Origin of the sequence: Streptomyces sp. NBC_00663, assembly GCF_036226885.1 — a bacterium.
Classification (GTDB): Bacteria; Actinomycetota; Actinomycetes; order Streptomycetales; family Streptomycetaceae; genus Streptomyces.
Genome location: NZ_CP109027.1, coordinates 660,740 through 674,901 on the forward strand (window position 1 = coordinate 660,740; position 14,162 = coordinate 674,901).

The 14,162-nt window shown below is 73.5% G+C and carries 12 protein-coding genes and 1 pseudogene; 4 read left to right on the forward strand and 9 right to left on the reverse strand.

The window, feature by feature from the left end; genetic code table 11:
• The first annotated feature begins 67 nt into the window (after positions 1-67).
• A complete protein-coding gene (locus OG866_RS03135; RefSeq protein ID WP_329331803.1) occupies positions 68-346 on the forward strand; it encodes a hypothetical protein in 279 nt (92 codons plus the stop codon).
• 191 nt (positions 347-537) lie between these two features.
• Here the strand turns inward: OG866_RS03135 and OG866_RS03140 are convergent, their stop codons facing one another.
• The 3 genes from OG866_RS03140 to OG866_RS03150 form a co-directional block, all read right to left on the reverse strand.
• Entirely contained in the window at positions 538-744 is a 207-nt protein-coding gene (locus OG866_RS03140; protein WP_329331804.1) for a hypothetical protein, read from the reverse strand.
• Between the two features lie 206 nt (positions 745-950).
• Positions 951-2,390: an MBL fold metallo-hydrolase gene (locus OG866_RS03145; RefSeq protein ID WP_329331805.1), complete on the reverse strand. Its 1,440-nt coding sequence runs from the start codon at positions 2,388-2,390 to the stop codon at positions 951-953.
• 170 nt (positions 2,391-2,560) lie between these two features.
• Positions 2,561-3,283 (reverse strand): CBS domain-containing protein, encoded by a 723-nt coding sequence (locus OG866_RS03150; RefSeq protein WP_329331806.1) that lies wholly within the window; start codon positions 3,281-3,283, stop codon positions 2,561-2,563.
• 314 nt (positions 3,284-3,597) lie between these two features.
• Between OG866_RS03150 and OG866_RS03155 the strand changes: the two genes are divergently transcribed.
• Positions 3,598-4,491, forward strand: coding sequence for a universal stress protein (locus OG866_RS03155; RefSeq protein WP_329331807.1), 894 nt, complete (start codon positions 3,598-3,600; stop codon positions 4,489-4,491).
• A 316-nt stretch (positions 4,492-4,807) separates the two neighbouring features.
• Here OG866_RS03155 and OG866_RS03160 read toward each other — a convergent pair whose 3' ends face one another.
• Together OG866_RS03160 and gap are read right to left on the reverse strand one after the other, a co-directional pair.
• Positions 4,808-6,538, reverse strand: coding sequence for a sensor histidine kinase (locus OG866_RS03160; RefSeq protein WP_329331808.1), 1,731 nt, complete (start codon positions 6,536-6,538; stop codon positions 4,808-4,810).
• 123 nt (positions 6,539-6,661) lie between these two features.
• Complete coding sequence (gene gap, locus OG866_RS03165; protein ID WP_329331809.1) at positions 6,662-7,690, reverse strand: type I glyceraldehyde-3-phosphate dehydrogenase; 1,029 nt, start codon at positions 7,688-7,690, stop codon at positions 6,662-6,664.
• A 177-nt stretch (positions 7,691-7,867) separates the two neighbouring features.
• Between gap and OG866_RS03170 the strand changes: the two genes are divergently transcribed.
• Positions 7,868-8,236, forward strand: a complete 369-nt coding sequence (locus OG866_RS03170) for a hypothetical protein (protein ID WP_329331810.1) — start codon at positions 7,868-7,870, stop codon at positions 8,234-8,236.
• A 66-nt stretch (positions 8,237-8,302) separates the two neighbouring features.
• On the opposite strand, the gene OG866_RS03175 is transcribed toward OG866_RS03170, so the two are convergent.
• From OG866_RS03175 to OG866_RS03190, 4 genes and pseudogenes are all read right to left on the reverse strand, one after another.
• A complete protein-coding gene (locus OG866_RS03175; RefSeq protein ID WP_329331811.1) occupies positions 8,303-9,136 on the reverse strand; it encodes a universal stress protein in 834 nt (277 codons plus the stop codon).
• A gap of 143 nt (positions 9,137-9,279) precedes the next feature.
• Positions 9,280-9,711 (reverse strand): annotated as a pseudogene (locus OG866_RS03180) (pyridoxamine 5'-phosphate oxidase family protein); the annotation flags it as partial.
• 210 nt (positions 9,712-9,921) lie between these two features.
• Positions 9,922-10,782: an SDR family NAD(P)-dependent oxidoreductase gene (locus OG866_RS03185; RefSeq protein ID WP_329331812.1), complete on the reverse strand. Its 861-nt coding sequence runs from the start codon at positions 10,780-10,782 to the stop codon at positions 9,922-9,924.
• A 71-nt stretch (positions 10,783-10,853) separates the two neighbouring features.
• Complete coding sequence (locus OG866_RS03190; protein WP_443063492.1) at positions 10,854-12,995, reverse strand: glycoside hydrolase family 36 protein; 2,142 nt, start codon at positions 12,993-12,995, stop codon at positions 10,854-10,856.
• Positions 12,996-13,070: 75 nt separating this feature from the next.
• Here OG866_RS03190 and OG866_RS03195 point away from each other — a divergent pair, with 75 nt between their 5' ends.
• Complete coding sequence (locus OG866_RS03195) at positions 13,071-14,102, forward strand: LacI family DNA-binding transcriptional regulator (RefSeq protein WP_329331813.1); 1,032 nt, start codon at positions 13,071-13,073, stop codon at positions 14,100-14,102.
• The last annotated feature ends 60 nt before the right edge of the window (positions 14,103-14,162 follow it).

Below are 14,162 nucleotides of genomic sequence, written 5' to 3' on the forward strand. Positions count from 1 at the left end.
CCGCCGAGCAGCGTATCGAGGCCGCGCAACGGCCGGCCTCGACGCCGCGATCCATAGACTGGCCGTCATGGACGAGACCGAGACGTGGGAGACCGTCTGCCGGGTGTGCGGACACGACGACGCCGATGTGTTCTGGGCGGACGGGTGGCCGACGGCAGAGATCTGCTCCTGCTGCGGCAATGAGTCCGACGTCGGCGACGACAGCGTCGCGGGCCTGCGCAACTACCGCGGATACTGGGTCGGTCAGGGTGCCCCTTGGCAGAGTCCCCGTGCGGAACGCAAGCACCGGAGTCAGGGCTGGGATCTGCTGCGTCAGTTGGCGAACATCCCCGAGCAGTGGCGCTGAGCCGCGAGATGCACGCCGGTCGGCACGGCGCGAGGGCAGGCCGGCACCGAGGCGGGTGCGCGCCTCGGTCACCCAGCACAGAGCCGCCCGGCGCAGAGTCGGCCGGCGCAGAGTCGCTCAGCGCAGAGCCGCTCCGCAGAAGCCGCTCAGTAGGAAGCCGCTTCGTGGGAAGCCGCTCGGCGGAGCGTCGCTCAACATGAGACGGAGGTGCGGTGGTCCGTGCTCCGGACGCGGGGCGGGGTCTGCTCCGGCCCCGTCGGCGGGCGGTGTGCGCGGCGGTTGATCCGGCGCAGCGCCAGCTCGTCGAAGAACGCGGCGAGCGCGAAGGTGAGCCCCATCGCCGCGAACAGCAGCAGGGTGAACCTCTCCCAGAACTCCGGCGTCAGACTCGTACCCACTGTCCTCGCCCCCTCCTCGGTCGGCGTTGTCTCCCTCACACCTCCAGCAGACCGCGCCGGCGCACAAAACGCATGAGCCGGACGGCCCGGACCCGGGGCCATGGCGGCCCTTGCCGCACGCCTGCGGCGGTCCGAGGGCCGACCGGCCACTTCTGGCCGGCCGGATGCCCTGCCGACCACCCCCTGCGAGGCGCCCCCGGTCCCCGTCAGCGGACCAGCACCCGCTCCCCCGAGCGCGGCACGACCGCCGTCCAGCCCAGCGTCCCGTCGATCCGGTCGCGCAGGGCGGCGGCCGCGTCCGGCTCACCGTGGACCAGGTAGGTGGCGTGCGGAGCGGGGGCGTCACGCAGCCAGTCGACGAGCTGCCCGGTGTCGGCATGGGCCGAGAAGTGCGGCACGTTCGCGATCTGGGCGCGTACCGGAACGTACTCCCCGAACATCTTCAGCACCTGGGCGCCGTCGACGAGGTCCCGGGCGCGCGTGCCCTGCGCGGCGAAGCCCACCACGACGACCGCGTTGCGCGGGTCGGGCAGCAGGCGGCGCAGATGATGCACGACCCGTCCGCCGGTCGCCATGCCGGACGACGAGACGATGACGGCGGGTCCGCCGGTGTGTCCGAGGTCGAGGGACTCCTGGAGCGAGCGGACGGTGTGGAACGGCTCGGAGCCGAGTGCGGCCACGCCGCCCGCGGTCACCTCGGGGCGGAGCTCGGGAGCCTTCATCAGGGCGGCGTCCCGGTAGACGTCGAGGGCGGACAGGGCCATCGGACTGTCGACGTACACCGGCACGGCGGCCGGGAGCACGCCGGCGCGGCGCAGCTCGGCGAGCTCGTGCAGGACCACCTCGGTGCGGTCCAGGGCGAAGGCCGGTACGACGACGGTCCCGCCGCGTGCCAGGGTGCGGCCCAGTACCTCGGCGAAGCGCGCCCGGCCCGCCTCCTCCTCGTGCCATCGGTTGCCGTAGGTGGACTCCATCAGCAGGACGTCCGCCCCGGAGAAGGGCTCCGGCGGCAGCAGCAGCGGATGGCCGGGACGGCCGAGGTCTCCGCTGACGGCGAGGGTGTGTCCGTCCTCCAGGGTGAGATGCGCCCAGGCGGAGCCGAGAATGTGACCGGCGGGGTGCAGCGTGAGCCCGGTCCCGGGGGCGATGTCGACCGGGGTGTGGACGGGAACGGGGTCGAGCAGCTTCAGGGTGCGGTCTACGTCCGAGTCGTCGTACAGGGGCCGGGCGGGGTGGTGCTTGGACCAGCCGTGTTCGTTGGCGTGGTGGGCGGCCTCCAGCTGGAGCCTGGCGCTGTCCCGCAGCACGATCTCCATCAGCCGGGCGGTGAACTGTGTCGTCACGATCCGCCCCCGGAAGCCGTGCCGCGCCAGCCGCGGCAGGTAACCGCAGTGGTCCAGGTGGGCGTGGGTGACGACGACCGTCTCGATGTCCGCGCCGTCGCAGGGCAGTTCGCGCCAGTTGCGCCGGCGTAGGTCGGCCAGGCCCTGGAAGAGCCCGCAGTCGACGAGGACACGCGCGCGGTCGCTCTCGACGAGGAACTTGCTGCCGGTCACCGTGCCCACTCCGCCGAGGAACGTCAGCAGTGCCGGCCGTGAACGCGTCGCGGCGTGCCGCTCCTCCGGTCCCGCTACCCCTGTGATCATGAGGTCTCTCTCCTTCGGGAGGGGCCGATCGGCCCTGGTGACGCTCCGGGCGAAGTGGTCTGCCGAAGGTACGGAAGGGACCCGGGGCGACGCGGGGAAGCGGCCGTCAGCCGCGCACCGCGCCCTCAGGCTCCGCGAGAAGCGGGGGCGTCCTTTCCGCCCTCTCGTGCTCACGTCCTCCCGATCGGCCCGTCGGACCGTTCGGGCTGCGGGTGGTCCTCCGGATCCGGGTCGAGGACCGGCCGCCGGGGCGGACCCATGAGCGCGCAGTCCACGTCCACCACCCCCTCCACGGCCCGTGCGAGCCGTACGGCGATGGGGACGAGGCCGGTGTCCCGGATCCGGCCCGCCAGGGCGACGACCCCGTCCCGCACCTCCACCCGCACCGGGTCCAGCGGGTCGGGGAAGAGCGGCTCGACCACCTCTCGGCGCACTTCCTGGGCGATGTCCGCGTCGGTGCGCAGAAACACCTTGAGCAGGTCGGTGCGGCTGACGATGCCCGTCAGGAGGCCGGCGCCGTCGACGACCGGCAGATGTTTGACCTGGTGCCGGGCCATGATCCGGGCGGCCCGGGCGAGGCTCGCGTCCGCGTCGACGGTGACGGCGGGTGCCGTCATCAGCTCGCCCGCGGTGCGTGCCTGGGCCCGGGCGAGGGCCTCGGGGCGGTGCAGGCGGGTGTCCGGGTCGGGGTCGTGGGCACGGAACTCCTCCTTGGGCAGCAGATCGGCCTCGGAGACGACGCCCACGACCCGGTGCGCGTCGTCGATCACGGGCAGGGCGCTGATCTGCCGGCGCCGCATGGCCTTCACGATGTCCTTGAAGGTCGTGGTGCTCCCGAGGGCGACCACCGTGCGGGTCATCACCTCGCTCACGTGACGGGGGGTGCTGTACATGAGGGCCTCCGGCGGTGCTCGGCGATCGTCGCGGGGACGACCTCTGTCTCCAGACTGGGGGCAGCGGACCGCCGGGGGCTTGGGCCGACCGGCCCTCGTCAAGGGCCCTGACAGGGCAATCACGCCGGCCGCGTGACGGCCCCGCCCCGGTCGGCCCGGCGTCCGCACACGCCCCCTGCGGCGGTGCCCGAAGGGGCCGGTCGGCCCTGTGTCGGGCCGGGTCAGCCCCTGACCGTGTCGGCCCCCTGCGGGCACGCTGGTGATGAAGGGTCCGCACACCAGCGCGCGGACACGAATACGGGGAGGTGGGGTCCGTGCCTCGACCCGTTGTCGTAGGACTGGACGGTTCGAGTGAGAGTCTCGCCGCCGCCGACTGGGCGGCCCGGGAGGCGCTCAGGCGCGGCCTGCCGCTGCGCCTGGTGCACGCGTGGGAGGGCGGGACGGCGCAGGGCGTGCCAGGGCCGCCCGAGTTGGCGGCGCCCCGTTACTGGTCGCAGCGGATTCTGCGCGGGGCCCTGGACCGGCTCGGTGAGCGGTATCCGCAGGTACGACTGAGCGCCGATCAGGTGCCGCGGTCCGCGGCCGACGCCTTGGCCGCCGCGGGCGACGAGGCGGAGCTGCTGGTACTGGGCAGCCGGGCCTTCAGCGGCTTCGGCGGTTTCATGGCCGGTTCGGTGGCGCTGGCGACGGTGGCCCGGGCGACGCGGCCGGTCGTCCTCGTACGGGCTCGTCACAGCCTGGAGTCCGAGCATCTGCCGGACGCCGGGGGCGGGCCCGCCCTCAGCACGCCGTACCGGGCCGTGGTGGTCGGCGTCGACCCCGCGCAGCACTGTGACGAGGTACTCGCCTTCGCCTTCGAGAGCGCGATGATGCGGGCGGCTGTGCTCCGCGCCGTGTACGCGTGGCAGCTGCCGTATCTGCCCGGCGCCGTGGTGGCCAGGGCCGGCAGCACCATGGGTGGGGCCGCCGAACGGAGCCTTCGCGCGGTGCTCGGGCCGTGGCGGGAGAAGTTCCCCGTCGTGGAGGTCGATGAGCTGGTGCCCGAGGGCCGTGCCGGCCTGCGACTGACGCTCGCCGCACAGGACGCCGGTCTGCTGGTCGTCGGCCGCCGGATCCGGCCGGCCCGCGTCGGTACGCACACCGGGCCCGTCGCGCACGCGGTGATGCACCACGTGCGGTGCCCGGTCGCCGTCGTGCCCCACGAATGAGCCACGAGGAGGGAGAGCGTCCTTCCCGGTCCGTACAGCAGGAGGACGGATCGGGAAGGACCGTACTCGGAGCCCCCGTCCTGCTCCAGAGCCGCTCGGGCTCTCGGGGGACCACTCCCGACGGCGGAGTCGCTGTCGGTGGCGGCGTTCGTAAGACGCCGACGCGTCGGCGTCCGGGCGCGCGTATCTCGAACTCGCCCGGCGCGTCACGACGTCAGCTGCGTCCGAGTGCGACCGCTGTTGCGGCGTCCGCACCCGACACCGCCCTTCGCGTCCTGGCCCTCGACCCCGGGCAGCGGAAACGGCGCCGCCGGGCCTACCCCTCGGCCCGCGGCACCGGCACCCGCCACTCCAGCCTGGTCCCCCCGCCCTCCGGGGTGAGGATCGCGAAGTCGCCGCCCAGTTGTCCGGCCCGCTCGGCCATGTTGCCCAGGCCGCTGCGCCGACCGTCGGCCGGAACGCCCACGCCGTTGTCGGTCACGGTCAGCCGCACTTCGAGCCCGTCGGTCTCCAGGGCGACGTCGGCGCGGGCGGCGTGCGCGTGCCGGGCGATGTTGGTCAGGGCCTCGGACAGGACGGCCACCACCTCGTCGCCGATCTCGCGCGGCACATCGGTGTCGACGAGGCCCACCATGCGGACGCTGGGCGCGAAGCCCAGCACCTGAGCGGCCTCGCCGGTGACCCGGACGACCCGTGCGCGCAGACCGGTGCCCGCGGCGCCGTCACGGGCGCGCAGACCGAAGATGGTCGACCTGATGATCTTGATGGTCTCGTCCAGGTCGTCGACCGCCCGAACCACCCGCTCGGAGGCCTCCTCGTGGTCGATGAAGCGGCCCGCGCTCTGCAGGGTCATGCCGGTGGCGAAGAGCCGCTGGATGGCCAGGTCGTGCAGGTCGCGGGCGATCCGGTCGCGGTCCTTGAGCAGCGCGATCTGCTCGGCGTCCTGACGGCGCTCGGCCAGCTCCAGGGCGATCGCCGCCTGGGCGGCGAAGCCGTGCAACGGCTCCGTCTCCTTCGCGGTGAACACCGGCCGCCCCGCCGCGCGCACCAGCAGCAGCACACCGCGCAGGCCCTCCCCCGTCCCGATGGGCACGGCCACCGCCGCCCCGAGGCCGGTGAAACGCGGCACGGCGTTCGGCACACGCTCGTCGCGGGCCACGTCCGGACTGGTCGCGGGGCCGGCGCTGGCGAAGGCCTGGCCGATCAGGCTGCTGTCGACGGGCAGCACGAGTCCGTGATGCGCCTCGGCACCGGTCCCGACAGCCAGTTCCACCCGCAGCGAGTCGGTACCCTCCAGCGGCATGGCGATCACGGCGAGGCCGGCGCCGGTGATCTCCCGGGCGCTGTCGGCGATGAGCGCGAGGGCCGCGCCGCGCTCGCTGCCGGACATCAGGCTCTGCGTGATCTCGGCGGTGGCCCGCAGCCAGCGCTCGCGCAGCCGGGACTCCTCGTACAGGCGGGCGTTGTCGATGGCCACGCCGGCGGCGACGGCGAGGGTCGACAGCACTGCCTCGTCCTCCTCGTCGAACTGCGCCCCGCCCCGCTTCTCCGTCAGATACAGGTTGCCGAAGACCTGGTCACGCACCCGGATCGGGACGCCGAGGAAGGTGTTCATGGGCGGGTGATGGGCCGGGAAGCCGTACGAGGCGGGATGCTCGGAGAGCTTCGCCAGCAGCAGCGGCTCGGGATGCGTGATCAGCTCACCGAGGATGCCGTGCCCCTCCGGATAGGGGCCGATCCGGGCGATCTGCTCCGCGCTGACACCGACGGTGTGGAACGCCGAGAGCCGCTTGCCGTCCGAACCGATCACACCCAGCGCCGCGTACCGCGCGTCCACCAGCACCGCCGCGGCCTCCACGATGCTGCGCAGCGCCTGCTCCAGATCGAGCTCCCGGCCGACCGAGAGCACCGCCTCCAGCAGGCTGTGCACCCGGTCACGGGTGCCGCGGGCCGCGTCGAGGCGCGCCTGCAACTCCTCCAGCAGCTCGTCGAGCTTCAGCTGCGGCAGCCGTACGCGGGCCTCCCCGGCCTGCTCATGGCTTCCCACCGTGCTCCTCCACGTCTGCGCGGCACGTCCAGGGCGGGCCGTTGCCGTCACGTGCCAAGGTAATGGTCCGGGACGGGGAGCGATACGGGATCCGACCGGTTCGAGTTGGCCGGGGAGGCGGAGTCAGCCGCGCGGCAGGCGGGCGGCGACGTACTCGGTGAGGTCGAGAAGCCGGTTGGTGTAACCCCACTCGTTGTCGTACCAGCCGAAGACCTTGACCAGTTCGCCGTTCGCCTGGGTGAGCGGGGCGTCGAGGACGCACGAGGCCGGGTCGCCCACGATGTCGCGGGAGACGATCGGGGCGTCGGAGACCCGGAGCACTCCCTTCAGCGGCGCGGCGGCGGCCTCCCGGAAGGCGTCGTTGACCTCGTCCGCGGTCACCTCGCGGCCCAGCACCACCGTCAGGTCGGTCAGCGAGCCGTCCTCCACCGGTACCCGCACCGCGATGCCGTCCAGGGTGCCCGCCAGCTCCGGCAGCACAAGTCCCACGGCACGCGCTGCCCCGGTGCTGGTCGGGATGATGTTCACGGCGGCGCTGCGCCCGCGGCGCAGGTCCTTGTGGGGGCCGTCGAGGACGACCTGGTCGTTGGTGTAGCCGTGGATGGTCGTCATGAGTCCCTTGACGATGCCGAAGGACTCGTGGAGCACCTTGACCATCGGGGCCACGCAGTTGGTGGTGCAGGAGGCGTTGGAGACGACGTGGTCGCGCTCGGGGTCGTAGGTCCCCTCGTTGACGCCCATCACGACGGTGGCGTCGACGCCCTTGCCCGGCACGGAGAGCAGCACCTTGCGGGCGCCGGACTTCAGGTGCAGGCCGGCGTCCTCACGGCTGCGGAAGCGTCCCGTCGACTCGATGACGACGTCCACTCCCAGTTCGCCCCAGGCCAGTGCGGCGGGGTCCCGCTCGGCGGTCACGGCGATCCGGTGTCCGTCCACCGTGAGGGAGGCGTCGTCGTGCTCGACGGTGCGGCCGATGCGGCCGTACGTGGAGTCGTAGGCCAGCAGATGGGCCAGCGCCGCCGGTGAGGTGATGTCGTTGACCGCCACGACCTCCACCGGCGTACCGGCGGCGCCCTCCGCGCGCTCCAGCACGAGGCGCAGGTAGTTGCGGCCGATACGGCCGAATCCGTTGATGCCCACGCGCACGCTCATGTCCGTCGTCCTCCTGATCGGTGTCCGGTGGTTGCGGTGCGTTGCCAGCCTCCGGCCCGGGGCCGCGTCGAGGGAGGGGCCGTACGGGGGTGAGGCCCGGGCCGTCCGGCCCTGGGAGGGGGTGCGGGCGAGCGGGAGGGTGGAGGCATCGGCAGTGGATCAAGGGGAGTGGGACTCATGGTTCTCAGCGGCATCGAGGTGCGGGCGACGGGCAATGTCGACGCCGAGGCGCTCGGGTACGTGCGGGCGAAGGTCGCGGCGGCCTTCGAGCGGCCGGGGCTCCCGGACGTGACGGGTGAGGTGCGGGTCGCCCTGGCGGCGGCGCAGCACATCGGTCGGCCGTGGTCGGCGGCGGCCGAGATCCGGGTGGGCGACGCCCTCGTCGTCGTACACGCCCAGGAGGCGACCGCGTACGAGCTCGCCGACCGGCTCCAGGACCGGCTGCGGGGAGGCGCCGACCGCGCGGCCCACCGCGGTGACGAGGCGCGCAAGTCCGCGACCCCGCCACCGTGGCGCGGAGGGCCTGGCACGGAGACCGAAGACTGACGGGCGCAAAAAAAAGGGGGGGTGGGGCCGGGCCGGCCCCACCCCCCCTTTACGGCGTGCGCCGGTTCATCCGGTCGTCGGCACCAGCACCACCGGGCAGTGCGAGCGGTGCAGGAGGGTGTGTGCCACGGGGCCCAGTTGCGGTCCGAGTCGACCGGCCCGGCGGTGGGCGCCGATGACGACGACTGCGGAGTCGTCCGTGGCGGCCAGCAGGGCGTGGGCCGGACCGGTGCGTACCGTGCGAGCGTCCACCTCGACACCCGGATGCCGCTCCTCCAGCCGGGCCAGGCTGAAGCGCGGTACGGCTTCCTCGGCCCGGTCCTCCCGGTCGAGGTGCCGTTGCCCCGGGCTGGTGGCGGGGATCGGCGAGGGCAGTTCGGGGGTGATGTGCCGATGCGTGCGGGAGTGCAGGACGCGCAGCCGGACACAGCGGCGCTCGGCCTCGGCGAAGGCGTACGCGGTGGCTTCGGTGTCGGAGTCGTCCTCCAGGCCCAGCAGCACCGCTTGTCCGCCGTCGCACGGATGGTCACCCCGTACGACGAGCAGCGGCCCCCGCGCCTGTGCGGCCAGCCGCAGGCTGACGGAACCGGCCAGCAGCCCGGTGACACCGCCGAAACCGCGGCTTCCCACGACGGTGAGGACCGCGTCCTCGCTTTCCTCCGCGAGCGCCCGCGCAGGGCTGCCCGCGACGGCCCGGGACGTCAGGGTCAGGCCCGGGTGGCGTGCGTGCACGCGTGCGGTGGCCGACGCCAGGACGGGGCCGGCCTCGTCACGGTCGGGCACGGCGTACACGATCCGCAGGCCGGCCCTGTACCGCACGGCCTCGTCCGCGGCCCAGTCCAGCGCCCGCACGGAGACCAGTGATCCGTCCGTTCCCACGACCACGTGCTGGAGAGTCATGACCCCTCCTCCTCTGCTCTGTGGTCCCGATGCTCGTACGTGGCCGAGGCCCCGGGCAGGGGCCACGTGAGCCCGGTGGAGCGCCGGACGGCCCCTCTCGCAGGGCCTTCCGGACCGAGGGCCGGGCTCTCGGTCCGGTCGGGGAGGCGGACGCCGTACAGGGTGCGCCCGCCGACCAGTTCGCGGCCGGTCACCAGCTCTGCCTCGATGCGGACGAAGACCTCCTCGGGTGACGGCACCCAGGAGCGTGGGCCGGTACGGGTCAGGCGGTCGTTCTCGGCCGGGTCCGTGACGACCGAGGCCGCGCCGGTGACGACGACGCTCCAGCCGGAGTGCGTGGCGGCGTCGACCTGGTCGGCCTCGAAGGCGACGATCGAGCCGTCGATGGCGCGCACCAGTTCCGACGCGGCCGCGGTACGCAGCAGCACCGCGCCGTCGCTGTCGAGGCAGAAGTTGACCGGCAGCACGGCGGGGAGGGCCTGGCGGGTGTGGACGATCCTGCCCACGGGGACCCTGCCCAGCAGTCGCAGGCACTCCTGGCGTTCGAGTTCGCGGAATCCGTCGTTGGGATACATGGCCAGACCGTCTTTCGCCGGATGCGGCAGGCGGGCACCGCACGTCGTCCCTCCATCGTTGGCCGGCGCACGCCGTGCGCGAAGGGCCGTCGGTCCCGGATGTGCCGGACAACGGCCCTGTCACTCCGTGCCCCCGCGTCCCGTCTCAGGGGGTACCCGCCCGCCCGCGCGCGAGGTGTCCTGCTCAGCGGCGTGGAGGTGGTGCCGGCCCTACGCCTCCCCCTCCGTCGCCCCGTGCTCTCTCGGCGGGGTGGGCGCGGGGCGGGACTTGCTCAACTGCTTGAGCAGCACCCTCTCCAGCAGGCTGGTGACCCGCAGCGGGGCCAGTCGCCGGGCCCGCCACAGGGTGGTCGTGCCCCGTCCGGGGAACGCCAGGACGCGTCCCCTGGCCAGGGCGCGTTCGGCGGAGCGCAGTACGACGTCGGGGTGGATGCCGGGGGCGTCGCTGATGACGTCGGGATGGCCGCGCTGCATCTCGGTGAGCATCGGTGTCTCCACGGCGGGCGGGCAGACACACACCACCCGGACGCCGGTGCCGGCGCACTCCCGGGCCAGCACCTCGGCCATCGCGACGAGCGCGGCCTTGGACGCGGAGTACGCCCCTACCGACGTCATGGGCACCCATCCGGCGATGGAGGCGACCAGGATCAGCGCGCCACCCCGCCGGGCCGCCATGCGGGGCACGACGGCTCGGGCCACCTGGACGCTGCCGAGGTAGTTGACGCGCACCAACTGCTCGATGTCGGCGAGGGGTTGGTCCAGGAGTCTGCCCACGCGGGCGATGCCGGCGCAGTGCACGACCCGCGTCGGCGTTCCGACGGCGGCCTCGACGTCGTGGAGGGTCCGGTCCAGTGCGTCGGCGTCCGCGACGTCGCAGGCGAAGGTGTGCAGGTTTTCCCGGCGGGGCAGTTGGGCCAGACCCTCGGCGTCGATGTCCACGGCCGCGACCGGATGGCCCCGCCGGGCATAAGTGAGGGCGGTGTGTCTCCCGATGCCGCTGGCCGCTCCCGTCACCAGGACGGCCTGCGCGCCGATGTCCGAAGTGGTGCCGGTCCGCCTGCTTCCGATCACGTCGGCTCCCGAGGGAATGGCTCACGGAGGTCCCGAGGCGGCACCCCGCAGCCTCGCAGAAGAATCCTTGCCTACGCCTCGGCGGTCAACCGCACCAGCAGCACACCCGGCGCCCGCGGCACCGACACCCGCACCACGTCGCCGTCCCCGTCCCACTCGGCCGTGCCGGCCGACGCGTCCACCGGGTGCAGCACCTCCGCGCGCACCGCCCGTCCGGCCAAATGGCCGACCGGCAGACTCAGTTCGGCCTCCCCGCCGCGGCGCCACACCGACAGGTACGTGGTACGGCCGTCGGGCACCCGCATGCCGAGCGCGAGCCATTCGTCCGTCCAGCCCGGCAGCCCCAGCGGCCAGCACGGCAGGGCCGTCGCGAGGTCCCGGCGGATGCTTCGGTACACGTCCACCGCGTCCCGCACGAGCCGGAGTTGGGGCTCGGACATCCGGTTCAGATGCCCGGACAGGTGGATGCGGCCGAGGAGCGCGCCGCCGAGGGTGAAGCGGATGAGGTCGTCGTCGAACTCGGGTTGCGGGTAGGCCCATACGGCGCCCTGTTCGGGCGGGACGGCCGTGGCCGCGGAGGCGGAGACCGGCGGGTAGCGCAGCGGGTCCTGCTGGTCGCTGGTGGACTGGAGCTGGGTGACGGCCAGGGTGGCGCCGTCCATGCGCATGCCGCCCGAGGCGCAGTTCTCGACGACCAGTGCCGGGTACCGGTCCAGGACGTCGGACAGCCAGTCCAGGTATGCCTGCGCGTGACCGAGCAGCCCGGCGCCGGGCGCGAGGTCGCCGGGGCCGCGGGTACCGGGGTCGACGACGATGTTGTAGTCGAGCTTGAGGTAGCCCACGCCCCACTCCCCCACGATCCGGTCCACCGTCCGGTCCAGGTGCGCGCGGGCGGCCGGGTGCCGCAGGTCGAGCTGGTGACGGCCCTGTTCGGTGAGGCGTACGCCGTCGCGCTGGAAGAACGCGTCCGGCGGCAGCGTCGCCGCGAGGGGGCTGTCCACGCCGATGACCTCCGGCTCCAGCCACAGCCCGGGCACCATGCCGCGTTCACGGATGCGGTCCAGTACGGCCTGGATGCCGCCGCCCGGAAAGCGGCGGGGCGAGGGTTCCCAGGCGCCGACGCTGTTCCACCAGCCGCCGTCGGCCGTGTCGTCGTACCAGCCGGAGTCGATGCAGAAGTACTCCGCGCCGGCCTCGGCGGCGGCGTCGATCAGGGGAAGGAGCTTGGCCGTCGTGGGGTCGCCCATCAGCGTGTTCATGTAGTCGTTGAAGACGACCGGCAGGTGTTCATGGTCCGGGTGCGGGCGGCGGACGAGGCGGCGGTACGAGGTGAGGGCACCCATCGCCGCGTCGAACCCGGCGCCCAGCGCGAGCACACCCGGCACCGTGGTGAACTCCTCGCCCGGCGCGAGCCGGACCCGCCACTGGTGCGCGGCGTCGGTGGGGCCGTTCAGCGCCAGGTAGCTGCCACGGGCGTGTTCGCCGAGGTCCCAGCGCCAGCCCGCGGGGGACTCGATCTGCCACAGCCAGGTCCGGCCGTCGTCCCGTCGGGTCAGCGCGCCCATCGGCAGATGGCCGTCGGTGGGCCAGCTGCCGCGTCCGGTGAGGGCGAGGGCGGCCCGGCTGTCGTGCTGGTGGGCGTCGGCGTTGATGTCGGCGACGGTCGCGCGCAGGGGTTCGGTGTACCAACGGCACTCGGCGAGCCATTCGTTGCGGGCCCGGTGGACGTCGAGGGAGTCGGGCCCCGGCAGACCGGCGAGCAGGAGGCTGCTGACGGACTGGACGACGAGCGGTGTGTCGCCGTCGTTGCGCAGGCGCACACGGGACCGCAGGACGGGGACTCCGGCCGGGGAGGACAGCTCGGCGAAGGCCGTCAACCCGATTGCGGGGTCGTGGAGTTCGACGGTGAGGCGCTCCCAGCCGTCGCGGCGGTCCGTGCGGTGCCCCTGGTAGCGGAGGCGGGAGCCGAGGGCCGTGCCGGTGAAGCGCGGGCCGGACCAGCCGCTGCCGTGCCCCAGGGCGGTGAGCTCCACGAGCGGGAGCGCGGTCTCCGGGTCACCGGAGCCCGTGTCGTCGAGCCGGGTCAGCCGCAGCGTCCCGTCGGCGGCGGTGGCGAACTCGGCCGCCAGCCGCGCATGACCCCAACTGACCTTGCCCCGAGGAGAGTTCGGCGCCCGCTGGGCGAGCTCCCCCGCATCCGCCGTACCGGTCAAGGCACTCCCCCTCGGTCGCGCGGATCCGTTGTCACGTCTCTTGACGCCCCCTGTGTGACCGGTCACAATCCTCGCATGAATGTGACCGGTCACACAAGGAGCCCGGCGAGCATCAGGGACGTCGCGGCCGCCGCCGACGTCTCGTACCAGACCGTCTCCCGGGTGATCAACGGCCACCCCAGCGTCAAGCCGTCGACCCGGGAACGGGTGCTCGCCGCCATCGACGAGCTGGGCTTCCGGCGCAGCGCGACCGCGCTCGCCCTGGCCAGCGGGCGCACCCGGGCCGTGACCGTGCTCACCGCCAACACCACCCACTACGGCTACGCCTCGATCCTCCAGGGCGTGGAGGAGGCCGCGCGCGCCGCCTCCTACGCGGTCGGGATAAGCGTCCTGGAGTCGGCCGACGAGGCCGCGGTCGCCGTGGAGGTGCGACGGGCCGCCGACGCGGGCGGCGGGCTGATCGTGATCGCCTACGATCCGGCCGGAGTACGCGCCCTGGACGCGGTCCCGGCCGGACTGCCGGTCGTCGGCGTGGTGGAGACCCCGGCGAGCCCGCCCGGCGAGAACCGCCCCTGGGTGTGGACCGACGACCGCGAGGCCGCCTACGAGGCGACCCGCCATCTGCTCTCGCTCGGGCACGAGACCGTGCACTATGTCGCCATCCCGTCCAGCACCCGCCGCACGAGCGCCCGCACCAGCGGCTGGCGGCAGGCCCTGAAGGAGGCCGGCGCCCCGCAACCCCGCCCGGTGCAGGGCAGTTGGGGCCCCGCGGGCGGCCACGCGGCGGGGCTGAAGCTGGCGAAGGACCCCGCCGTCACCGCGGTCCTGTGCGGCAACGACGATCTGGCGCTCGGTGTCCTGCGCGCCCTGCACGAGGCGGGCCGCCCGGTGCCGGGCGCGGTCAGCGTGGCGGGGTTCGACGACGCCCCGCACTCCGCCTATCTCACGCCCTCCCTCACGACCGTACGCCTGGACTTCACCGGTCTGGGCCGGTCCGCGTTCGCGCTGCTGCACGGGGTGCTGGAGGCGTCGGCGCGGATCGCCCCGCACCCGGTCTCCGTCCCGGAGCTGGTGGTGCGGGAGAGCTCGGGGCCGCCGCTCTCCTGAACACCGCCTACGTGCACGGCAGTTGTGAGTCCCCGCTTCCTGAACCACCTGCTCCGAAAG